General features: G+C 64.7%; 22 protein-coding genes and 1 pseudogene. 11 read left to right on the top strand and 12 right to left on the bottom strand.

What is annotated here, in order from left to right:
* Positions 1 to 5 precede the first annotated feature (5 nt).
* Positions 6 to 500, bottom strand: a complete 495-nt coding sequence (locus ACFWO3_RS06150) for a dienelactone hydrolase family protein (protein ID WP_378575026.1) — start codon at positions 498 to 500, stop codon at positions 6 to 8.
* Positions 494 to 778, bottom strand: a pseudogene (locus tag ACFWO3_RS06145) (dienelactone hydrolase family protein); the annotation flags it as partial. The gene ACFWO3_RS06150 and the pseudogene ACFWO3_RS06145, both read right to left, overlap by 7 nt.
* 111 nt (positions 779 to 889) lie before the next feature.
* On the opposite strand from ACFWO3_RS06145, the gene ACFWO3_RS06140 reads away from it, so the two are divergent.
* The 4 genes from ACFWO3_RS06140 to ACFWO3_RS06125 all read left to right on the top strand — a co-directional run bounded on the left by ACFWO3_RS06140 (position 890) and on the right by ACFWO3_RS06125 (position 4,378).
* Positions 890 to 1,222, top strand: coding sequence for a VOC family protein (locus ACFWO3_RS06140; RefSeq protein ID WP_378574849.1), 333 nt, complete (start codon positions 890 to 892; stop codon positions 1,220 to 1,222).
* Between the two features lie 103 nt (positions 1,223 to 1,325).
* Positions 1,326 to 2,039 carry a cutinase family protein gene (locus ACFWO3_RS06135; protein WP_378574847.1) on the top strand — a complete coding sequence of 238 codons (714 nt, stop codon included), beginning with the start codon at positions 1,326 to 1,328 and terminating at the stop codon, positions 2,037 to 2,039.
* Between the two features lie 11 nt (positions 2,040 to 2,050).
* Positions 2,051 to 2,752, top strand: coding sequence for an HAD family hydrolase (locus ACFWO3_RS06130; protein WP_378574844.1), 702 nt, complete (start codon positions 2,051 to 2,053; stop codon positions 2,750 to 2,752).
* 855 nt (positions 2,753 to 3,607) lie between these two features.
* Positions 3,608 to 4,378: an alpha/beta hydrolase gene (locus ACFWO3_RS06125; RefSeq protein ID WP_378574841.1), complete on the top strand. Its 771-nt coding sequence runs from the start codon at positions 3,608 to 3,610 to the stop codon at positions 4,376 to 4,378.
* Between the two features lie 74 nt (positions 4,379 to 4,452).
* On the opposite strand, the gene ACFWO3_RS06120 is transcribed toward ACFWO3_RS06125, so the two are convergent.
* The 3 genes from ACFWO3_RS06120 to ACFWO3_RS06110 all read right to left on the bottom strand — a co-directional run bounded on the left by ACFWO3_RS06120 (position 4,453) and on the right by ACFWO3_RS06110 (position 7,121).
* Entirely contained in the window at positions 4,453 to 4,938 is a 486-nt protein-coding gene (locus ACFWO3_RS06120) for a hypothetical protein (protein ID WP_378574839.1), read from the bottom strand.
* Positions 4,939 to 5,135: 197 nt separating this feature from the next.
* The gene (locus ACFWO3_RS06115) at positions 5,136 to 5,555 is read right to left on the bottom strand and encodes a helix-turn-helix domain-containing protein (protein WP_378575024.1); all 420 of its coding nucleotides are present in this window, start codon (positions 5,553 to 5,555) and stop codon (positions 5,136 to 5,138) included.
* Positions 5,556 to 5,714: 159 nt separating this feature from the next.
* Positions 5,715 to 7,121: a protein kinase family protein gene (locus tag ACFWO3_RS06110; protein ID WP_378574837.1), complete on the bottom strand. Its 1,407-nt coding sequence runs from the start codon at positions 7,119 to 7,121 to the stop codon at positions 5,715 to 5,717.
* A gap of 417 nt (positions 7,122 to 7,538) precedes the next feature.
* Here ACFWO3_RS06110 and ACFWO3_RS06105 point away from each other — a divergent pair, with 417 nt between their 5' ends.
* The 7 genes from ACFWO3_RS06105 (at position 7,539) to rox (ending at position 13,756) form a co-directional block, all read left to right on the top strand.
* A complete protein-coding gene (locus ACFWO3_RS06105) occupies positions 7,539 to 8,051 on the top strand; it encodes an RNA polymerase sigma factor (protein WP_378575022.1) in 513 nt (170 codons plus the stop codon).
* Positions 8,038 to 8,649, top strand: a complete 612-nt coding sequence (locus ACFWO3_RS06100; protein WP_378575018.1) for a methylated-DNA--[protein]-cysteine S-methyltransferase — start codon at positions 8,038 to 8,040, stop codon at positions 8,647 to 8,649. The genes ACFWO3_RS06105 and ACFWO3_RS06100 overlap by 14 nt, the downstream gene beginning before the upstream one ends.
* Positions 8,646 to 9,377: a 2OG-Fe(II) oxygenase gene (locus ACFWO3_RS06095; RefSeq protein WP_378574835.1), complete on the top strand. Its 732-nt coding sequence runs from the start codon at positions 8,646 to 8,648 to the stop codon at positions 9,375 to 9,377. Before ACFWO3_RS06100 ends, ACFWO3_RS06095 begins: the two co-directional genes overlap by 4 nt.
* The gene (locus tag ACFWO3_RS06090; RefSeq protein WP_378574833.1) at positions 9,374 to 10,036 is read left to right on the top strand and encodes an alpha-ketoglutarate-dependent dioxygenase AlkB family protein; all 663 of its coding nucleotides are present in this window, start codon (positions 9,374 to 9,376) and stop codon (positions 10,034 to 10,036) included. The genes ACFWO3_RS06095 and ACFWO3_RS06090 overlap by 4 nt, the downstream gene beginning before the upstream one ends.
* Positions 10,037 to 10,076: 40 nt before the next feature.
* Positions 10,077 to 10,691 (top strand): DNA-3-methyladenine glycosylase I, encoded by a 615-nt coding sequence (locus ACFWO3_RS06085; protein WP_378574832.1) that lies wholly within the window; start codon positions 10,077 to 10,079, stop codon positions 10,689 to 10,691.
* A gap of 103 nt (positions 10,692 to 10,794) precedes the next feature.
* Entirely contained in the window at positions 10,795 to 12,222 is a 1,428-nt protein-coding gene (locus ACFWO3_RS06080; protein WP_378574831.1) for an amidase, read from the top strand.
* A 76-nt stretch (positions 12,223 to 12,298) separates the two neighbouring features.
* Positions 12,299 to 13,756 (top strand): rifampin monooxygenase, encoded by a 1,458-nt coding sequence (rox, locus tag ACFWO3_RS06075; RefSeq protein ID WP_378574829.1) that lies wholly within the window; start codon positions 12,299 to 12,301, stop codon positions 13,754 to 13,756.
* Here rox and ACFWO3_RS06070 read toward each other — a convergent pair.
* The 7 genes from ACFWO3_RS06070 to ACFWO3_RS06040 all read right to left on the bottom strand — a co-directional run bounded on the left by ACFWO3_RS06070 (position 13,726) and on the right by ACFWO3_RS06040 (position 20,047).
* Positions 13,726 to 14,571 carry an SDR family oxidoreductase gene (locus tag ACFWO3_RS06070; RefSeq protein ID WP_378575015.1) on the bottom strand — a complete coding sequence of 282 codons (846 nt, stop codon included), beginning with the start codon at positions 14,569 to 14,571 and terminating at the stop codon, positions 13,726 to 13,728. The genes rox and ACFWO3_RS06070 overlap by 31 nt on opposite strands.
* A complete protein-coding gene (locus ACFWO3_RS06065) occupies positions 14,498 to 15,274 on the bottom strand; it encodes a DedA family protein (RefSeq protein WP_378574827.1) in 777 nt (258 codons plus the stop codon). The genes ACFWO3_RS06070 and ACFWO3_RS06065 overlap by 74 nt, the downstream gene beginning before the upstream one ends.
* Before the next feature lie 314 nt (positions 15,275 to 15,588).
* A complete protein-coding gene (locus ACFWO3_RS06060) occupies positions 15,589 to 16,218 on the bottom strand; it encodes a response regulator (RefSeq protein ID WP_378574825.1) in 630 nt (209 codons plus the stop codon).
* Positions 16,211 to 17,470 carry a sensor histidine kinase gene (locus ACFWO3_RS06055; RefSeq protein WP_378574822.1) on the bottom strand — a complete coding sequence of 420 codons (1,260 nt, stop codon included), beginning with the start codon at positions 17,468 to 17,470 and terminating at the stop codon, positions 16,211 to 16,213. The genes ACFWO3_RS06060 and ACFWO3_RS06055 overlap by 8 nt, the downstream gene beginning before the upstream one ends.
* Positions 17,471 to 17,484: 14 nt before the next feature.
* A complete protein-coding gene (locus ACFWO3_RS06050) occupies positions 17,485 to 18,225 on the bottom strand; it encodes an ABC transporter permease (RefSeq protein ID WP_378574820.1) in 741 nt (246 codons plus the stop codon).
* 1 nt (position 18,226) lies between these two features.
* A complete protein-coding gene (locus ACFWO3_RS06045) occupies positions 18,227 to 19,180 on the bottom strand; it encodes an ABC transporter ATP-binding protein (RefSeq protein WP_378574818.1) in 954 nt (317 codons plus the stop codon).
* A gap of 72 nt (positions 19,181 to 19,252) precedes the next feature.
* Entirely contained in the window at positions 19,253 to 20,047 is a 795-nt protein-coding gene (locus tag ACFWO3_RS06040; RefSeq protein ID WP_378574816.1) for a TetR/AcrR family transcriptional regulator, read from the bottom strand.
* Positions 20,048 to 20,168: the final 121 nt, after the last annotated feature.

Raw genomic sequence — 20,168 nt, 5'->3', positions numbered from 1 at the left:
TGCTCCTAGCGCAGGTTGCGGTCGAACAGCGCCAGCAGTTCCCGGTAGTGACGGGCGTCTGCTGCGGCGTCGTAGGCGGCGGTGTCCGATTGGGTGAAGCCGTGTTCGACACCCTCGTAGGTCTCGGTGCGGTGGCGCACGGAGGCGTCGTCCAGTGCTTTGTCGAACTGGGCGACATGTTCCGGGGTCATGTGGGCATCCTTGCCGGCATGGGCGAAATAGATTTCAGCCGTGATGTTTTCGGCTGCCAAGTGCGGGCCGTCGGGACTGTCCGTCACGAGCGGTCCGCCGTGGAAGCCGCCCACGGCCCCGATGCGATCGGGGAACATCCCGGCGGCAAGGACGGCCAGGCGCGCACCCATGCAGTAGCCGGTGAGGTCGACTTTTCCTTCGGTGACCTCACCTCGGGAGACGTGGTGAGGTACTCGAGGTAGGCGCCGACGTCGGCCCGTAGGAGCTCGGGTGTGAGCTCGCGGATCATGGGAACGACTCGCTCGAATAATTCCGGCCGGCCGGAAGGGTCGATGAAGTCCGGAAGTTCGACCACGGGGGCGCGGCCGTGCCGGTAGTAGGCGTTCGGGAGCAGGACGGTATACCCCTGGGCGGCAATGTGATCGGCCAGTGAGCGCAGGCTGGGTCGCACACCGAACCCGTCTTGAAGCACCAGTACGCCAGGGTGTGGGACGCCGTCGTCCGGGTAGGTGAGATATGAGTCGGCAACACCGTCGGATGTGTGCACACCGATCGATCTGCTTTGCGTCGTGGCACCTGTAGTCATTGCTTCACACGGTAGTACTTCGGACGGGTAACGGCACTACTGGTTGCAGAGTGACATCGGTTGTGGTTCACTCGAAGTGCTTGCATGACGCAATCACCCGGAGGTGGAACCATGATCCGCGGAGTTCTTGCCCAGTGCACTGTTACCGACCTGGATCGCGCCGAGGAGTGGTATCGGCAAGTGTTCGAACGTCCCGCGGACGCCAAGCCGATGCCCGGCCTCCTGGAATGGCACCTCGGCGACGCCTTCGGAGTGCAGGTGTGGGAGGAGCCGGATCGCGCGGGTCGCTCCTGCGTCGTGCTGAAAGAAACCGACATCGACCACACCGCCACGCGTCTCACTGCTGTGGGAATCGAACACGACGGTCCGCAGCCCGGCGGTGGGGCACGAATACTGCAACTCGCAGACCCCGACGGCAACCGCGTGGTGTTCGCGGGTGTCTGAGCCCACCCTGTCGACCTGAACGTCGGTCGAACCACGATCGCCGCTTCGAGGCGTCGCTGCGAAACCGGCTCGCGAAGGGCATCGCCCACGCTACGGTCACAGGATGAAGCTCCGAATTGTCGCGGCGTCCCTGGGTGCTGCACTGGTGGCCGTTGCGGCGCCGTTGTCGCTGTCCGCGCCATCGGCAGCTGCGGCTCCCGCACCGTGTGCCGATATCGACGTGGTGTTCGCCCGCGGCACCGCCGAGCCGGCCGGCCTGGGCGGCACCGGCACGACATTCGTGGAGGCGTTGCGAGCGCTGGGCGGGGGTAAGTCGGTGAGCTCTCATGCCGTCGGTTATCCGGCCAGTGCCGATTTCGGCAACCACGCCGCCTTCGCCGACAATGTCGTGGACGGCATCCGCGACGCCCGCGCGCACATTCAGGACGTTGCTGCGAACTGCCCGGGTACGAAGATTGTGATGGGTGGATACTCGCAGGGGGCCGTCGTGAACTGGTACGCCACGCTGCCCAGTGTCCCGGAGATCATTCCGCCCGAATATCGGAACAATCTTCCTGCGTTGTTGCCGCCCGAAGCTGCCGACAATATCGTCGCCGTCGTCAATTTCGGAAAGCCGTCCGCTCGCTTCATGCAAGACGCGGGAGTTCCGCCCCTCACCGTCGATGCGGCGTATGCACCGAAGACCGTGGACTATTGCATCCCGTTCGACAACATCTGCGACGGACAGCCACTTGCTCAGCCCAACGCGCTGCACGTGTTGTATGCAGTCAACGGAATGACGGTGGAGGGCGCACAATACGCATTGAGCCGTCTGTAGGTGTGGGAGCGATGACGAGCCCCTCCAGTGCGGTCCTGTTCGACGTGGACGGGACGCTCGTCGATTCCAACTACCAGCATGTGGTGGCGTGGCAGCGGGCATTCCATGACATCGGAGAAGCGGTGCAGGCGAGGCGGATTCACGAATGTATCGGCATGGGCGGCACCTTGCTGGTGCAGGAGCTTCTCGGCGATCCGTCGGACGAAGACATGGATGAGGCCAAGCGTCTGCACTCGTTGTACTTCGGTGAGTACTCGGAGTCCCTGCAGGTGGTGCCGGGTGCGCGAGACCTCGTCCGCGCTGTCCACGATCGTGGCCTGCGGGTGGTGCTCGCGTCGTCGGCGGGATCCGACGAGTTCGAGGTGCTGCGGTCGATCCTCGACGTGGACGAACATATCCATGCATCGACCTCGAGTGCCGACGTCGAGCAGGAGAAGCCGGACCCGTCACTGGTCGAAGCGGCCTTGAAGAAGGCGGGCGTCCCGGCGGGTCGCGCGGTGATGGTCGGTGACGGGGTGTGGGACGCGATCGCGGCGAAGCGCGCCGGGGTACCGACGATAGGAATGCTCAGCGGTGGGATCGGCAGCAATCGACTCATCGAGGCGGGAGCTGTCGCCGTGTACGCGGATGCCATCGAGCTGCGTGATCACATCGAGTCGTCGCCCATCGGTGCACTCGGGAAGCAGGATCGGCGACCTGGGTCGAAGGACTGACGCAGGTGCTGGACGACGCGTCTCACTTCGAGCGCCCGGGACGGGAAACCTGCCCCGGGCGCGGCTCGATCAGGGAACGAAGACCTCGGTGGAGACAGGGATGCTCGGGCGAACGGTGAGCTGAACTCGTCCTGGGCCCGTACCCACGTAGGTCGTATGCGGGACGTGTGCCGTTGTTGCCGGCGGGGACGAACTGGTTCACCGATCCCGACTGACCCGTGTCGAGGTTCTTCCAGCCGATGATCGTGGTGACGTCGTAAGCGCGGATGGTCGGTGCCCAATCGCCGAGTGGTGAGAAGCCCTGCGAGATCCGCAGTTCAATGGAATGGACCGCGCCCGAACGTCGGAGTGGTCCCATAGAGGCCCGTCGAATGCGGTTTACCGACGGATTGGATTCCGGCGCAGATCCCGTTGCCCAGTGTCAGGACGGGAGGCAGGCTGACATCGTTCTGAACGCACGATCTCGGCTCTACGTTGGGCCAGTCGAGCCGGCAATAATCGGCGGGGCTGCATTGGCGAAGCTCGGTGCGGCCACGAACAACGCAGCCCCATGAGACCGGTAGCGGCGACGGATACGGACTTGCGTGTTATCGACTTGCCCTCGACATCGCGGGTGCGTCGGTTTCTCATTACCCGACGTCGCACATCGGTGTGCATTTGCCCTTTGGTCGGGAAAATGATTGGACTCGCTCTCGGATCGAGCGTTAGCGTGTGCGGACCGTGACTTCACGCCAGGAGGTGAGACCCATGAACGCAGTACGTATGTGGGTGCTCCCACTCGTGTTCACGGTTCGGCGAACAACATAGGTGTCGCCGGGAGCGCCTCGAAACCAGGCACTCCCGAAAGGCGACATCATGCAATTCACTTCTGAAACCACCACTTCCGGCACGCTGCCGAGCGGCGTCATCGAGCGCACATTCACCCTGGGCGACATCACTGGCGTGCTGTGGCTGCCGGATTCTCGACCCATCGGCGCGCCGCTCCTACTGTCGGGGCATGCCGGCGGCATGCACAAGAAGGCTCCCGGATTGGTGGCCAACGCGACGCAGTGCGTTGCGACATACGGGTTCACCGTTGCTGCAATCGATGCACCCGGGCACGGCGACCGGACGCGAAACCAGCAGGATCAATATTGGGCCGATGCCATCCATCAGGCACGGTCGGCCCGCGAGCCTATTGCCCCCATCGTCATCGACTACAGCTTGTCGGTCGCCGAGCGTGCGGTGCCGGAATGGCAGACGACGCTCGACGCATTGCAGGCGATGCCCGAGATCGGCGTCGACACCAAGGTCGGCTACGGCGGTGTGACGCTGGGCGTCGTGACCGGGATCGCGTTGGCAGCAGCGGACTCTCGTATCGCCGCGCTGAGTCTCGGTGGAGTGTTCGTGAACGATTCTCTGATCGACTCGGCGCGAAAGGTGACAGTGCCGGTCGAGTGCCGCATGCCTTGGGACGGAGACGAATTCGAACGAGATGCCGGTATCGCACTGTTCGACGCCTTCGCCTCGAAGGAGAAGGCGCTGCACGTGTACTCGGGTAGGGACTATGCGATACCCGAACACGAACGTGACAACTCGGCCAGGTTCCTTTCCCGGCACCTCGTAGGACAGCCGCCGACTGCGTGACCTGACCTGCGGGCGGCGACACAACCCCCGTGAGTGGTTGACGAGTCCAGGGGCCCGTCAACCACTCACAGGGGTCAGTCGACGGAGAACGTACCGAAGCCCGGCACGATCGTGTTGTCGTTGTCTGCGGTAACGGTGGCGACAATTCTGCCGCTGCCGGTTTCGACGTCCACGGGTTCGGTGCGCGCCTTGTCCGATTCGAGTGTCGCCACTCCGCTGGCTCCGGTGCTGAGGTTGCGCCAGTTCACGTGGATCTGCGGTGCGGTGGCGAACAGGCTGGCAATCGGATCGGAGACGGTCAAGGTCGTGGTGCCCTCTTTGTCGGACGGACCGGCCGCCGGGTGTACGAATGCCGTCGTCGGCGCCAGGTCGTCCACGTACCGCAGGAATACCGGAGTCTGGAAGACGGTCGTCGACGACGACTCCAAGCTCGAGTTGCCGCCGGGGATGGGTTCCTCTGCCGGAGCCGCATTGGCGATGCCCGCCGATCCAGCAATGCCGATCGCGATCCCTGCCGCAATGGCGAACGAACGCACGGAAGTCCTGTTGACCAACTGCATATTGCTACACCCTTCGTCATGTGGATTTGCCTGTGTCGAGCATCGTCAACGTAGCCGTTATCGTTACCGAGCAAAACGATCGTTTCACGTTCAATCTGATTTTCAGTACTTGCGCGACGACCGACGAAGGGTCGCAGTCTCCGAGACGCCGAAGACGACGACACGTGTGTCGGGAGTGCATGCACGCCAACGGTGTTTCACGTGCGCATCGACATAGAGGGAGTCTCCCGCCTCGAGTTCCTCGGACCACTTGCACGGGACGCTCGCAGTGTCATCAATGCCGAACCCGTTACTACATAAAGCAGTTCGTCGCTCTCGTGCGTGAACTCGCGATCGTCGCGGGCCATCCCGCTGAACTCGAGCCCCTTCAACAAACGATTCCCCCGGACGAGCGATCGCGCTCGACCGTCGGCATCTGCCGATATGCCCATCGAACGATCGTCTGCTCGTGAAACAGGCACCTGGTAGGTACCTGCTTCGGCAAGCAGCGAAGTGGCGCTGATGCCAAGCGCATCTGCGATCTTCTGCAACGACCTCAGGCCCGAACTGGTGAGCCCGCTCTCGAGCTGACTCGAGAACGACTGGGAGAGACCGGTCTGTCGTGCGAGCGTGGACAGTGTCAGATCCTGTTACAGACGACGACCACGAAGCACACCTGGCAGCCGCGCTGTTCGTACGCCGATCCCCTGTGAGTGGTTGACGAGTCCAGGGACTCCTCAACCACTCACAGGGGTGGGGAACCTTGCGTGGCAACTGAAACGGCTCATGTAACAGAGCTAGTTGGCCCAGCACTGCCCGCCGCGTGAGGGGTCGTGGTAGTAGCCCGGGTAGCACGGCAGCGAGTACGGGTCGTCCGCCGCGGGCGGGGGTGGCGCCTCCGCCGGTGCGGGCGCCGGCGCAGGCGCAGGCGCAGGCGCAGGGGGACCGCCCTCCGGTAGGCAGGGGCCGTCCGGCGCCGGCTGGTGACTGTAGCCCGGGTAGCAGGGCAGAACGTCAGGCGCGCCGGGAGCGGGAGCAGGTGCCGGCGGCGGTGCCGGCGCGGGTGGTGGCGCCTGCTCGACCGGCGGTTCCTCGGCGGCGGGCGGAGGGGTCGCCTCGTCCTGCGTGGTGGGCTCCGGGCTGGTCGTCGAGGGGGCCGTGCTCGAGGCGGCAGCGCTCGGCGACGCTGCGGAAGAGCTTGTCGACGTTGCGCCGGAGGCGGGAGGGTTACTGATCTCGGGCGTGTTGGTCTTCAACTCACCGCCCCCGCTGATCACCCCGGCGAGTCCCCAGATCAGGAGTACAGCCGCAAGAACTCCCGCACCGATCGCCGCGAACTTCCACCGCCGGTCCCGGCCCGGTTCGGCAGCAGCGGGCTCATCGGCAGCTTCGGGAATCGGCCGAGCGCCGGGGCCCTGATCGATCACGTGAACGACGCTCCCCGCGGTGCGTAGCCCCTGCTCCCCTCGGTCGAGAGCGCGAACGGCCAGGATCGATACCGAATGATCGATTTCGGGTCGGAGAGCATTCGGGGCCAGAGGTGCACCCGCGGGATCGCGGGGTGCAACCGGCAGTCCACCGACCGTTTCCACATTGCTGCCGGCGGTGCGCGCGGTTTCCCCGCTCAGTGCCCACGTTCCGGTCAGAAGCGCATACAGAACCGCACCCAAGCCCTGCACGTCCGCTCCCGGGTCCGCATCGGCGGGCACGGCGGGGAAGGCGAGTACGGCGTCGCCGGCCCTGTTGATTCGGATCCGGTCCGGGTGATCGATCGACAGCGCACCCTGACCTCTGTGTGCGAGTTCGGCCGCGGATGCCAGCGCCCGGACGGCGTCGGCTGATACGGCGGGTGACGACTCGGCGACTTCGCGCAGGGACCAGCCTGGCGTCCACTCCGCAACCACGATTCCGTCTGCATTACCGGTCGTGGTAACGTCGAGGATTCGCGCCAGTCCCGGACTGTCGACCTGACCGAGACGCAAGGTCCGTTCCAGCACCGAAGCCTGGTCCGGACCTGCGGGAACGATCGTGAGCGCAACTTCACGCTCGAGAGTCGAATCGAACGCACACCAGAACTGGAAGCCTTTCGCCGCGCCCTTTGACGTGAGTAGCCGGTAGCGACCAGCACCGATCATCGCACCGGGCGCTGGTCGCGACGGTTGCGCGCCGCCATGCTCTTCGTCTCCATGCGTCGAATCAGTCATCTCAGCCATCTTCCAGTTTCTGGCGAGAGATGGCCAGTTTCACCGTCGGCAGGCGTCCGTGTTGGTGACGAGGTTCAGCTGGGCAGCACTCGGCTGAGCCAGTCTGTCGTGCCGATCGGAAGGAAGTTCATGATCGAGTTGACGAGGTCGTATACCTCGGGTGGGTAGAGCATGATGGTGATCCCCTATCGCGTCGAAGGTCGGGTGTTCGGGCCGAGAACGATGGCGCCGTTCCGGTCGGTCGGAATGGAGTTCTGATCGATGTTCTTCAGCGCCCTGCCCAGTTTGTCGCGCATTGTTCCTCCCCCTCACGAATGCGTGTTGCACGATCATTGCAGACGTTGCGCTGGCCGGACTACATCGCCGGTACTGCGACCTCACATTCGGGCGCTCCCACACGTCTACTCTTCGATGACTGTGAAGATTCCGTTCGAGCGGGCTGTCGAGCAGCACGGCGCAACCGTGCTGCGAGTGTGTCGTGCGGTGCTCGGTTCGGGGCCCGACGCGGATGATGCCTGGTCGGAAACGTTTCTCGCCGCCCTGCGGTCGTGGGATGTGCTGGCAGACGACACGAACGTCCAGGCGTGGCTCGTGCGGGTGGCGAAGCGGAAGGCCATCGACGTCACCCGTGCACGCGGAAGGTCGCCGATTCCCACCGAGACGCTCCCCGACGTCGCCGATCACTCGGTCACGCTCGTCGAGGACAGCGATTTGTGGGACCGGGTGTCGGCGCTTCCCGAGCGTCAACGGCTCGCGGTCGCCTACCACTACTTCGGAGGTGTATCGCACGTCGAGACAGCCGAACTGACGGGTAGCACCCCGTCGGCGGTTCGAAGAGCGGCCGCAGACGGAATCGACAAGTTGCGAGCGAGCTTCGAGCCGGGAACGCAAAGGAAGAGAGACATCCATGAACGCGATGAACAGCACTGAGCGCGAAGACGATGTGGCTGCACTGTTTCCGGTCACGCCCGATGCGCTGGCACGTCTGCACGAACAACTCGAACACCGAGCGCAGGCGGACGGGTTGATCGACATCGCTTACCGAACCGTGGATTCTCCGGTCGGAACCTTGCTCCTGGCGTCGACGACGAGCGGACTGGTTCGCGTCGCGTTCCAGCGTGAGGACTTCGATCGGGTCCTCGAAGCCCTCGCGGAGAAGGTCAGTCCGCGGTTACTGCGCGCGCCCGGTCGCCTGGACGGCACCGCGCGACAGTTGGACGAGTACTTTTCCGGCGCCCGCAGAACGTTCGACTTGCCGTTGGACTACAGCCTCTCCGCCGGGTTCCGGCAGGTGGTGCAGCACTACCTGCCGCACATCGGTTACGGGTCGACTGCCACGTACAAGGAGGTTGCCGAATCCGTAGGCAATCCCCGAGCGGTGCGAGCAGTCGGCACGGCGTGCGCGACCAATCCACTCCCGGTGGTGGTTCCATGCCACCGGGTGCTGCGCAGCGACGGCACCCTCGGCGGATATATCGGCGGCCTACAGGCCAAAACCGCTCTGTTGCAATTGGAGACGTCGAAATGACTACGTACGAACAGTTTGTCGACCCCTGGCGTCGACGCGTGGACTCCGCGGACTGGGGAGGCATCACGGCCGAGATCGACGACATGGGCGGTGCCTTGCTACCGCGCTTGCTCTCGGACGAGGAGACGCAGGACATCCGCACTCTCTATGTCGACGACCGGCTGTTCCGCAGCACCATAGACATGGCGCGACACCGATTCGGGCAGGGCGAGTACAAGTACTTCCATTCGCCGTATCCGGAACCGGTCGAGCGTCTCGAGCAGGCGCTGTATCCGCACCTGCTGCCGATCGCCCGGGATTGGTGGAGTCGCCTCGGACGAACCGCGCCCTGGCCGGACACCCTCGACGAGTGGCGCGACCAGTGCCACGAGGCAGGTCAGCGTAAATCGACAGCGATCCTGCTCCGATACGGTGCCGGAGACTGGAATGCCTTGCACCGGGACCTGTACGGCGATCTCGTCTTCCCGCTGCAAGTGGTGATCAACCTCAACGATCCGGGCATCGACCACACCGGCGGAGAGTTCCTGCTCGTCGAGCAACGCCCCCGCGCGCAGTCCCGCGGCAGTTCCTTCACCGTCCCGAGGGGCCACGGGTACCTGTTCACCACTCGGGATCGGCCCGTGAAGTCCGCGCGTGGGTGGTCGGTTGCTGCCATGCGACACGGTGTTTCGACGGTTCGAAGCGGCGAGCGCCACACTTTGGGTCTCGTCTTTCACGATGCCGTATGACGACACTGTTCGGTGACGACGCCCTGCCTCGTCCTCCGCAAGAGGTCGCGCCGGGAGCATTCCTGGTGACCGGATGGCTGGCGGTTCGACAGCAACAGTGGATCGTCGACCGCTTCGAGGAGTGGGCGTCCGGCCCGGTGCCGTTGCGCGGAGCGAAGGTTCGTGGGCACGAGATGTCCGTGAAGACGGTCTGTCTTGGCTGGCATTGGCGTCCGTACGAATACACGCGGACCGCGGTCGACGTCAACGGTGCACTGGTACTACCGGTTCCGGACTGGATGGTGCGTCTCGGCCGACGCGCCCTCGCGGACACGGGGCATCGCGCGGCCGACTCCTACACACCGGATGCGGTCCTGGTGAACTATTACGACGCGGAAGCCCGGATGGGCATGCACCAGGACAAGGACGAGCATTCCGGCGCACCGGTCGTATCCCTGTCGATCGGCGACACGTGCCGATTTCGGTTCGGGAACAACGAGAATCGCAACAAGCCGTATCGTGACGTAGCTTTGGTGTCCGGTGACCTGTTCGTCTTCGGTGGGCCCGCGCGGTTCGCCTTTCACGGTGTCCTCGGAGTGCAGCCGGGGACGGCGCCTGCAGGTTGCGGTCTCGACTCCGGACGGATCAACATCACCATGCGAGAGACCGGACTGACGTGAGACGGGTGAACCACCACAGCGACCGGAAGGCTTTCATCGAATGACCGTGGACGATCGGAACGGTACCGACGCGGTGCGTTGCGAGGACGGATTGATCAGGCCGGCGTGGGCGGCAACCGATCCTCTGCTGCGGGACTACTACGACACCGAGTGGGGAATGCCGGTACGCGACGAATGCGGCATGTACGAACGCATCACGCTCGAAGCGTTCCAGGCGGGACTGTCGTGGGCGACCATCCTGCGTAAACGGCCCGCATTCCGGGCGGCATTCGACGGTTTCGACCCCGAGAAGGTCGCGGACTACGCCGAGGCCGATCACGATCGGCTCATGTCGGATGCCGGGATCGTCCGCAATCGCGCGAAGATTGCCGCCGCGATCACGAATGCTCGCGCCACCGTCGCGCTCCGCGAGAAGGGCGGTCTCGTCGACTTCGTCTGGTCGTTTCGCCCGGATCGCACTCCCGAGCCGACGCTCCTTGCCGAGATCCCGACGAAGTCGCCGGAATCGATTGCGCTTGCGAAGGCGCTCCGCAAGGAGGGGTTCGCGTTCGTCGGGCCGACGACGATGTTCGCGCTGATGGAGGCGATCGGGATCGTCGACACCCACCTGCTGGCCTCGCACCGACGCGGAACCTCGGGAGTCTGGCCTCGCTGAGAGAACCTCCCGTCCGATCATTCCCCGGACGTCTGCCCGCGCAGTAACGTGGCCGAAAGGCTCGCGGTACGGGGGTGCCGGGGCAGTCCACGGAGAGGGAGACATGGCTGTCGAACAGCGCGTACATGCATTCACCGACGACGTAATAGGCGATCTCGACGCTGTAGCGTTGTCTGCGCAGATTCGAGACGGGCACCTGGGGCGGCGTGAGGTCGTGGAAGCGGCGATAGCCCGCGCTCGCGCTGTCAGTGCGCTCGATGCGGTTCAGTTCGAGTGCTACGAGCAGGCATTGGCGGAAGCCGAACGCCCGCGTGGCGGTGCGTTCGCCGGGGTTCCCACCTTCGTCAAGGACAACGCCGATGTCGTCGGGCTGCCGACGTGCCACGGATCGGCTGCCTTCGATCCGCATCCGGCGAAGAAGAGTTCCGGCCCGGCCGAACAGTTCCTGTCGCCGGGGTTTGCCCTGCTCGGCAAGTCGACTCTGCCCGAGTTCGGGCTCACTGCCAGCACCGAGTTCGTCGACCGTCCACCTACTCGGAACCCCTGGAACACCGAGTACTCCGCCGGTGCTTCTTCCGGTGGCTCGGCTGCCCTCGTGGCAGCCGGGGTCGTGCCGATCGCCCACGCCAACGACGGTGGCGGCTCGATCAGGATCCCTGCCGCAGTGAACGGCCTGGTCGGTCTGAAGCCCACTCGATGCCGGATGCTCGACCAGCCGGGGGTGCGCCGGCTACCGGTGAATCTAGTGAGCGAAGGCGCTGTCACCCGGACAGTGCGCGACACCGCTCACTACTTCGCGGCGGCCGAGCGCTACCGCCCCAACGAGACCATGAAGCCGATCGGCCTCGTCGAAGGTCCGTCCGACCGTCTGCTCCGGATCGGAGTGGTTCGGCTCGATCTCAGAGGGTTTCCCACCCACCCCGAGATTGCGGCCGTGACCGATTCTGCCGCAGACGTATTCGCTGCCATGGGGCACGAGGTCTCGGAATATCACGTCGAGTTCGATCAGCGTCTCGTCGACGACTTCAAGCTTTACTGGTCCATGTTCGCCATTGCGATGTCGGCATCCTTCAAACTTGACCACGGGCGGCATTTTCATCCGAGTCGCCTCGACCCGTTCACGAAGGGGTTGGCGCAGAACGTATTACGCAAACCCGTGGGGCTGGTTTCGGCGATTCGTCGGTTGCGCGGCGCAACGCAAACATACGAAGAACAGTTCGAGAACGTGGACGTCCTGCTCACGCCTGTGCTAGCGCAACCGACTCCCCTGCTGGGAGAACACAATCCCGCGCAGCCGTTCGAGCAGCTTTTCGCCACCCTCGTCGATTACGTGGGATTCACGCCGATCAACAACGTCGGTGGCGGTCCTGCAATATCGCTGCCACACGGGCACCTGTCGAGTGGACTGCCGGGTGCGATCCAGCTGATCGCACGCGCAGGTGATGAACGAACACTGCTGGATCTGGGATACCAATTCGAGGCGCAATCGCCGTTTCCGCAGATCACCGCCCCTTCCCCTTCAACTATATAGCGGGGTGGGGGCCTTGCGGCAAGGTCCCGGTGTCGGCGCACAATCACCCGCACACCACGAGGGAAACGAGTGATCCATGTTCGATGTGATCGTCGCCGGCGCGGGTCCCACCGGCCTGATGCTTGCCGCAGAGTTGAGACTGCACGGAGTTCACGTGCTCGTTCTGGACAGGGACGAAGAGCCGACCAGGGTGGTCCGTTCGCTGGGGCTGCATGCTCGCAGTATCGAGATCATGGACCAGCGGGGGCTGCTGGAACGTTTCCTGGCACTCGGCAAGAAGTATCCGGTCGGTGGGTTCTTCGCGGGTATCCGCAAACCGGCACCCGAGAACCTCGACACCGCGCACCCTTACGTGCTCGGTATTGCGCAGACGATTACCGATCGACTGCTTGCCGAGCATGCGGCAGAACTCGGCGTCGAGATCAGGCGTGGATGTGAGCTGGTCGGCCTGAACCAGGACGATGATGGGGTGACCGTGCGCCTTGCCGATCATTCCGAATTGCGCTCGACCTATCTGGCCGGCTGCGACGGTGGACGTAGCACCGTACGAAAGTTGCTCGGCGTCGATTTTCCCGGTGAGCCGAGCCGGTCCGACACGCTTCTGGCCGAGGTGGAACTGTCCGCCACGGCGGAAGAGGTCGAGGCCGTGAACGAGGCGGTCCGCAAGACCCAGGTGCGATGCGGCGCGGTGCCGCTGGGGGACGGGGCCTATCGCGTCATCGTTCCCGCCGCGAAGGTCGCCGAGGATCGGCGGACCGGCCCGACCCTCGAGGAGCTGAAGGAACAATTGTCGGCGGTCGCGGGCACCGACTTCGGTGCGCACTCGCCGCGCTGGCTGTCTCGATTCGGCGACGCAACCAGGCAGGCCGGGCGGTACCGGGTGAGTCGCGTGTTTCTCGCGGGGGACGCGGCACACATCCACCCGCCGATCGGTGGGCAGGGGCTGAACCTCGGTGTGCAGGATGCGTTCAACCTCGGCTGGAAGCTGGCCGCGGTGATCGACGGGTGGGCGCCCGACGGACTGCTGGACACCTACGAGGTCGAACGGCACCCGGTCGCCGCAGCGGTTCTCGACAACACCCGCGTGCAGATGCTGTTGACGTCTGTCGATCCGAGTGCCCAGGCCGCGCGGCGACTGGTGTCGGAACTGATGGACTTCGACGAGGTGAACCGATACCTGACGGAGAAGATCATCGCGGTCGGAGTGCGTTACGACTTCGGTGACGGTCCGGAGCTCCTCGGCCGCCGGTTACGGGACCTCCCGCTCAAACGTGGTCGACTCTACGAACAGATGCGCAAGGGTCGCGGGCTCCTTCTCGATCAGACCGGACGACTCTCGGTGGAAGGATGGTCGAATCGGGTCGATCACGTCGTCGACGTCAGCGAGGACCTCGACGCGGCTGCGGTACTCCTACGTCCGGACGGGCACGTGGTCTGGACCGGAGATGATCAGGAAGGGCTGCGCCACAGCCTGTTCGAGTGGTTCGGTGACGATACCGACCGTCACGGGGTAGGCATGCCGCCGTCCACGTGAATTGTCGCGCCGACCACGTAGCTCGACTCCGGCGACGCGAGAAAGACGTAGGCAGGCGCGAGTTCGGTAGGTTGACCGGCCCGACCGAGTGGGGTGCTCTTGCCGAACTCTGGCAGCTTCTCCTTCGGTTGTCCGTCGCTGGGTTGGAGTGGCGTCCAGATCGGCCCGGGCGCCACCGCGTTGACCCGAACGCCCGTCTCTGCCAGCTGGGTTGCCAATCCCTTCGTGAAGTTGTTGATCGCCGCCTTGGTGGACGCGTAGTCGAGAAGGAGGGGTGAAGGCTGATACGCCTCGATCGAGGTCGTATTGACGATTGTGGCGCCGGCGGGCAGGTGTGCGAGTGCTGCGCGAGAGGTGCGGAACATCGCCAGGATATTGGTCTGGAAGGTCGTCTCGACTTGTTCGTCGGTCAGTTCGTCGAGGCTCGGCACCGCGATCTGTTTGCCGGCGTTGTTGACCAGAATATCGAGGCCACCGAGCTGCTCGGCCGCAGCCGCGACCACCTGCCGACAGACGTTCGCCTCCGTCAGATCTCCCGGTAGCGTCACCGCCTTGCGCCCGGATGCCGTGATGATTCGGGCCACGTTCTCGGCGTCTGGTGTCTCTTCCTCGAGGAAATTGATCGCGACATCGGCACCCTCTCTGGCGAACGCGACGGCGACGGCAGCTCCGATCCCCGAATCGCCACCGGTGACCAGGGCCTTTCGTCCCACCAGGCGGCCGGTACCCCGGTACGAGAATTCACCGATGTCGGCCTTCGGGTCCATCTGCTCGTCGAGCCCCGGCTCGGCCTGGTGCTGCTCCGGTGGCTCGATCGTCGGGTACCTCGTGACCGGATTCTGGAACTCGAGCTGATCTGTCCGGGTGGTGTTCGCGTCCTGCGTCATGGCGTGCCTTTCTCGATTCGGACTGGTCCTGAGCGTCGCCGGCGGCGAAGAAGTGTTGCACCACACGATCGATGACGAAGCCCAGTACGACGGCGCAGGCGATGCCGATGGCGGCGGCGACAAGCGGCTGATCACTGAGCCACCGACCGAACAGGGTCGCGATCGCCACGGAGTACAGCGCCCAGGTGATTCCGGCGACAACGGTCAACGGAAAGAACTTTCGCCGTGGGTACTTCGTAGCACCAGCGACCATGTTGACCGCGATACGGCCCACGGGGATGTAGCGCGCTGTGACGATGAGTACCGCAGCGCGTGTGTCGAGCAAGCGCCGAGCCCACGCGAAAGTCTTCTCGATTCGCGGTTTTCGCATCCAGGCGAAGCGGTCCGTTCCGATGGCGGCACCGATCGTGTAGGCGATGTTGTCCCCGATGATGGCGCCTGTTGCTGCCGCGACCACCAGGAGCCAGACCGAGGGCTGTCCGGTCGAACTACCGATCGCAGCCAGTGCTGCTATCACGGATTCGCTGGGTACCGGAGGGAAGAAGGCATCTACGATGCACACGGCCAGCAAGGCGAAGTACACCCATACGGAGCCGGCGGCTCCGGTGATGAAGTCCTGCAATGCACCCACGTCCGACCCTCCTCGTCACGTCTGCGTCAGGCGAATGCCCATTCTGCGAATTGTTCACACAGTGTGTACGGAGTATCACGCTGGGTACTCGGCCGAACCAGACGCACGCCGAAGTCGGTGAACGCTGTGACCCACGAAGGTGTTTGCATATATGACTCACCAAGAGCCCACGCCGTCCGATCGGCCGCGCGCTCAGGAACCCGGCCGTAAACGCACGTGGACGCTGGTCATACCTGCGGTCGTCGTGCTCGTCGTACTCGTCCTCGTCGTGACGCTCAACGGTGATTGGCAGTGGGGTCTGAGTCCGCCTGAAGTCAGCTGCCGAGCAGGCCGCGTTCGTAGGCGACGGCCACCGCAGCTGCGCGGTCTTTCACTCCGAGCTTGTCGAAGGCGTGCGCCAAGTGCGTCTTGACGGTGGCCTCGCTGACGAAGAGAGCGGCGGCGATCTCCCGGTTGGAGCGGCCCTTGGCAACGTGCGCGACGATCTCCTGCTCGCGGATGCTCAGCGCGTCCGCCCCCGAACGCACGCGGGAGACGACCCGAGTCGCGACGGAAGGAGACAGCATCGACCTGCCCTTTGCTGCAGCCCGGATCGCGGCGAAGAGGTCGTCCCGCGGCGCATCCTTGAGCAGGTAGCCGGTTGCACCGGCATCGAGCGCGGCCATGATGTCGTGGTCGGTGTCGTACGTGGTCAGCACCAGAACGTTGGCTCGGGATCTGCGCCTGGTCAACTCGGCAATCGCTTCCACACCGCTGCCACCCGCCATTCGCAGGTCCATCAGTACGACGTCCGGGTCGAGTCGTTCGACGTGCCGGATCGCATCCGTTCCGTCGGCTGCCTCGCCGACCACATCGAATTCCTCTGACGCATCGCACATTCCCCGCAGGCCGTCGCGGACGACTGGATGGTCGTCGACGATGAGCAATCGGATGACATCAGACATCGGACACCGCCGGGACGCGCAGCGACACTGCAGTGCCGTGACCGGGTTGCGATTCGACCACGAGTTCGCCTGCGACCCGCGAAGCGCGGGTGGCCATTCCAGGAATGCCGAATCCCCCCGACACTCGGCTCCGAACAGCCGCTGGATCGAATCCGGTGCCGTCGTCGCGAACATCGAGCAGTATCTCGCCCTCCAGATGCGACACGGTGACGGCCACGCGGCCAGCGTCCGCGTGCCGAGCGACATTGGTGAGCGCTTCCTGTGCGACGCGCACCACGGCAGCCTCCACTTGCGCATGGACCGGCTGGGGTTCCCCGGTCACCACCAGTTCGGTACGGGTCGGCTGATCGATCGAGAATTCGGCGACGACCCGTTCCAGCGCACGCTCGAGGCCCCCTTGTTCCAGAGGAATCGGCGCGAGGCCCTGCACCGAACTTCGCGCCTCACGCAGTGCGTCCCGTGCCAAGTTCGCCGCCCTTCGTCTGTGCCGGCCCGCCTGTTTCTCCTCGCGGGCATCATCTGCGGCCTGAAGTTGGGTGATGATGCCGGTGAGGCTCTGGGCAATCGTGTCGTGGATTTCCAGTGCGAGCCGTTCACGTTCGTCGTGGACCCCGGATTGCCGTGCCTGAGTGACCAGTTCGGCTTGGAGGCGAGCGTTTTCCTGCAGCGCTTTCTCGAGTCGCATATTGGTGCGCTCCAACTCCGCGATCGTATCGGTGCGTTCGTTCGCACGGTCCACTTCACCCCAGGCCAGCCGAGCCAATCCGAGCACCAGCGCCACGTTCACGAAGACGAGCCCGACGAAGATCGCCGCCTGCACGAGGCTGTCCGGGGGCAGCCCTCCCGACTGTGATCCGGCGACCGTGACGGCTGTCGCGACCAGAGGTATCCAGCTCCACCGTCGGGGAAGGTGCTCGTCGGCGTCGAAATAGCCGATGACGGCGAACAACACGAAGAATGGGTTCAGCCAGGTCAGTACGAAGGCGATCACGGTACGCAGCGCGAGGTAGATCGCACCTATCCGATTGTCCGGGGCCCTGCCCCACCGCCGATCGACGCATATCCGATGAAGCAGCGCCGCCGCGAGCACGAGGCCCACGATGGGTCCGTAACTGTCCCCGAGCGGCGCAATGTGTGCGGTCAGGGTTGCGGCGACACACGCCAGTGCCAGCATCACGTAGGGGCCGTACCGCACGATCCGCGCCCACCTGCGGTCGAGTCGGTTGCGGCCGAACTCGATGCTCTGGCTCAAAACGCCTCCTCGGCTCACTCCCACCGGAAGTATCGCGCAGCGAGGGTGCCGGTGGCGACCGCCCACGCGGAAACGACGAGAACTTGGCCCACGGACGGCCAGCCGCCCGCAACAGTGGCGTCGAGTGCGAGCGCCCCGGCGCCCAGCGGTGTCCACTCCACCACTGCCGCCAACAGATCCGGCATGACCGACACCGGCACCCACAGTCCCGCGGTGAACAGCAGTGGGAAAGTCGCCATGGTGCCGACGGCGGACGCAAGCTTGGCCGTCGGTACGAGACTGCTGACCAGGCCACCGATCGCCAACACGGCAGCCATCACCAACGCCACGACGAGAACGAAGCCGAACTCGTTCGCCGGGAGACCGACGCCATAGAACACCGCCGCCACCATCAGGGCGAGCGCGCCACCGAGCAGTGCTGCCCCACCGTGAATGACGTACTCGGCGCGGAGCAGGTCGCCAGGTCTAGCCGGAGTCGTGGACATTCGCCGCAGGATGCGCTGCTCCCGATAGGTCGCGACGACAGCGGGCATCGACGTCACCGCAGCGAACAGGGCGGCGACGATGAAGGTCACCGGCACGTACAGCGAGAGAGTCGAGATGCCCGTGTCTGGGTCGATCTTCCGGAAATCCGGGACCAGTCCGAGTATTCCGATGAGCAAGGGCGGAAAGACGATGATCCAGAAGATCGAGGCCGATTCACGCGCAAAGAGTTTCAGTTCGGTGCGCAGGACGACGGTTGCGGTGCCGGGCATGTCAGGATTCCTCCCTATCGGTAACGAGCTCGCGATCCGGCACCGTCGAGGCAGTATCCGTGTCGGTCAGATTCAGGAACGCGTCGTCGAGGGTCGAGTCCTCGACTCGGAGTCCGTTCGGGATCACCCCGTGGCGGCTCAGGAATTCGAGAACGTCGAGCACGGCTGGATCGGTGAGATGCAGGTCGAGGTGCCCGTTCGCCCGCGCGTGAACATCGGTCACGCCGGGTATCGCCACGAGGTCACGCTCCGAAAGTGGTGTCGACGGCAGGAAAGACATGGTAGTCGGTGTGCCGGTCCGGCCGATGATGTCTCTCGGGGACCCCTCCGCCACGATTCGGCCGGCCGCGACGATGACCAGGCGGTCACACAGACGCTGCGCTTCCTCCATGAAGTGGGTGACGAGAACGACTGTCGTGCCGCCGTCGCGTACGTCCTCGATCACCTCCCATACGCCTCGCCGAGCCCGCGGGTCCAGCCCCGTGGTGAGTTCGTCGAGCACGGCGATGCGGGGTTTGCCGACGAGTGCGAGAGCGATTGCGAGACGTTGTTTCTGACCGCCCGAGAGGTTCTCGTAGCGCTCGTCGAGTTTGTGTCCGATGCCGAGACGATCGGCGAGATCGGCTCCGTCCACGGGAGATTCGTAGAAGGAGGCGTACAACGCGAGGGCTTCACGTGCGGTGAGTTTGGCTTGGAGACCGGCGTGCTGGAGCTGTACTCCCAGCAACCGCGTGAGCGCACGCCTGTCGGACGTGGGGTTCAGGCCCGCCACGCGCACCGATCCTCCGTCCGGGCGCCTCAGTCCGGCAACACATTCGACGGTTGTCGTCTTACCGGATCCGTTGGGGCCGAGGATGCCGACCACTTCGCCTTCGTCCACGCTCAGGGTCAGACCGTCCACGGCTGCCGTGGATCCGTAGGTCTTGTGCAGGTCGAGCACTTCGATGAGTGACATACCATCAGCGTCGTGCACCGTGCCCGCGACCGGCATCCGCCGATCGGCTACGTTTCGTCCGCCGGTCGGTGGCTACCGGGGAGTCGTGCGCTGTTGCGCCTTCGACGAGATTTCTCGTTCCACCCCGTCCAGGAGCAGTTTGAGCGCGGATTCGAAGCTGTCACGGTAGGTGTTCGTGCTGCCCTGTTCGGGACCGAAGGCGTTGCTCTCGATCGCGGTCAGGAGGGCGGGAAACCGGGAGTAGTCGATCAACGTGTCGAGGTGGACGGCCTGCTGCTCCCACCACTGCTCGATGCCCACGCCTGTCGTCCGGATGAACTGGTCGTTCTGGGTTGCCGCGCCGGCCGATCCGCGGACGATGTGGTCGATGGCGGAGTACACGTCCAGGGCCCGCCGTGGAGTCAGCCCGGTGGAAAAAGCTGCGGCAACTGCGGCATCGAGCCGTGCGGTGGCGTTGGGTCCGATCGAGATGCGGTCGAGGGGCAGTTCGAGCATCCACGGGTGGCGGCAGTACAGGTCCCAGTCTCCGCGGGCGGCGAACTCCAGCTGATCGCGCCAACTCTCCCCGCCTTCGTGGGCGAAGGAGGTCTCGGCGATGACCGCGTCGACCATGAGTGCGAGCAGCTCGTCGCGGCCCGGCACGTAGCGATAGAGCGACATCGTTCCCATTCCGAGCGTCTCGGCTACTGCCCGCATCGAGAATTCGGACAGTCCGGATGCGTCGGCGAGCCGGACCGCAGAAGCGACCACTTCGTCGCGCGTGAAGGCTCGCTTCGGTCCTCTCTTGCCCGCACTCGGTGGTGCCCACAGCAAGCGAAGCAGGCGTTCGGGCTGTTCAGGGACCGATGTGGAGTCGGTGAGGCTCATGCTCGAAAACCTCCTGGCGGGTGGACCAATTATCTGGGTACACTCTACTCGGTAATGCTCTGCGTACGGCATACCCTGTTTTCCGGGGTTGTCGTACCCAGGTCGTACGCTTCGGAACACG

It is taken from the genome of Rhodococcus sp. NPDC058521 (genome assembly GCF_042719695.1).
Lineage (GTDB): Bacteria > Actinomycetota > Actinomycetes > Mycobacteriales > Mycobacteriaceae > Rhodococcus_F.
Note: the sequence above shows the minus strand (reverse complement) of the source record. Positions and strands in the feature narration are given on the sequence as shown.

What these genes read in the sequence shown, in the direction of transcription:
- ACFWO3_RS06140 (WP_378574849.1), top strand. Translation starts at nt 890, where the DNA reads ATGATCCGCGGAGTTCTTGCCCAGTGCACTGTTACCGACCTGGATCGC.
- ACFWO3_RS06135 (WP_378574847.1), top strand. Translation starts at nt 1,326, where the DNA reads ATGAAGCTCCGAATTGTCGCGGCGTCCCTGGGTGCTGCACTGGTGGCC.
- ACFWO3_RS06130 (WP_378574844.1), top strand. Translation starts at nt 2,051, where the DNA reads ATGACGAGCCCCTCCAGTGCGGTCCTGTTCGACGTGGACGGGACGCTC.
- ACFWO3_RS06125 (WP_378574841.1), top strand. Translation starts at nt 3,608, where the DNA reads ATGCAATTCACTTCTGAAACCACCACTTCCGGCACGCTGCCGAGCGGC.
- ACFWO3_RS06120 (WP_378574839.1), bottom strand. Translation starts at nt 4,938, where the DNA reads ATGCAGTTGGTCAACAGGACTTCCGTGCGTTCGTTCGCCATTGCGGCA.
- ACFWO3_RS06110 (WP_378574837.1), bottom strand. Translation starts at nt 7,121, where the DNA reads ATGACTGATTCGACGCATGGAGACGAAGAGCATGGCGGCGCGCAACCG.
- ACFWO3_RS06100 (WP_378575018.1), top strand. Translation starts at nt 8,038, where the DNA reads ATGAACAGCACTGAGCGCGAAGACGATGTGGCTGCACTGTTTCCGGTC.
- ACFWO3_RS06095 (WP_378574835.1), top strand. Translation starts at nt 8,646, where the DNA reads ATGACTACGTACGAACAGTTTGTCGACCCCTGGCGTCGACGCGTGGAC.
- ACFWO3_RS06090 (WP_378574833.1), top strand. Translation starts at nt 9,374, where the DNA reads ATGACGACACTGTTCGGTGACGACGCCCTGCCTCGTCCTCCGCAAGAG.
- ACFWO3_RS06085 (WP_378574832.1), top strand. Translation starts at nt 10,077, where the DNA reads ATGACCGTGGACGATCGGAACGGTACCGACGCGGTGCGTTGCGAGGAC.
- ACFWO3_RS06080 (WP_378574831.1), top strand. Translation starts at nt 10,795, where the DNA reads ATGGCTGTCGAACAGCGCGTACATGCATTCACCGACGACGTAATAGGC.
- rox (WP_378574829.1), top strand. Translation starts at nt 12,299, where the DNA reads ATGTTCGATGTGATCGTCGCCGGCGCGGGTCCCACCGGCCTGATGCTT.
- ACFWO3_RS06060 (WP_378574825.1), bottom strand. Translation starts at nt 16,218, where the DNA reads ATGTCTGATGTCATCCGATTGCTCATCGTCGACGACCATCCAGTCGTC.
- ACFWO3_RS06050 (WP_378574820.1), bottom strand. Translation starts at nt 18,225, where the DNA reads ATGCCCGGCACCGCAACCGTCGTCCTGCGCACCGAACTGAAACTCTTT.
- ACFWO3_RS06045 (WP_378574818.1), bottom strand. Translation starts at nt 19,180, where the DNA reads ATGTCACTCATCGAAGTGCTCGACCTGCACAAGACCTACGGATCCACG.
- ACFWO3_RS06040 (WP_378574816.1), bottom strand. Translation starts at nt 20,047, where the DNA reads ATGAGCCTCACCGACTCCACATCGGTCCCTGAACAGCCCGAACGCCTG.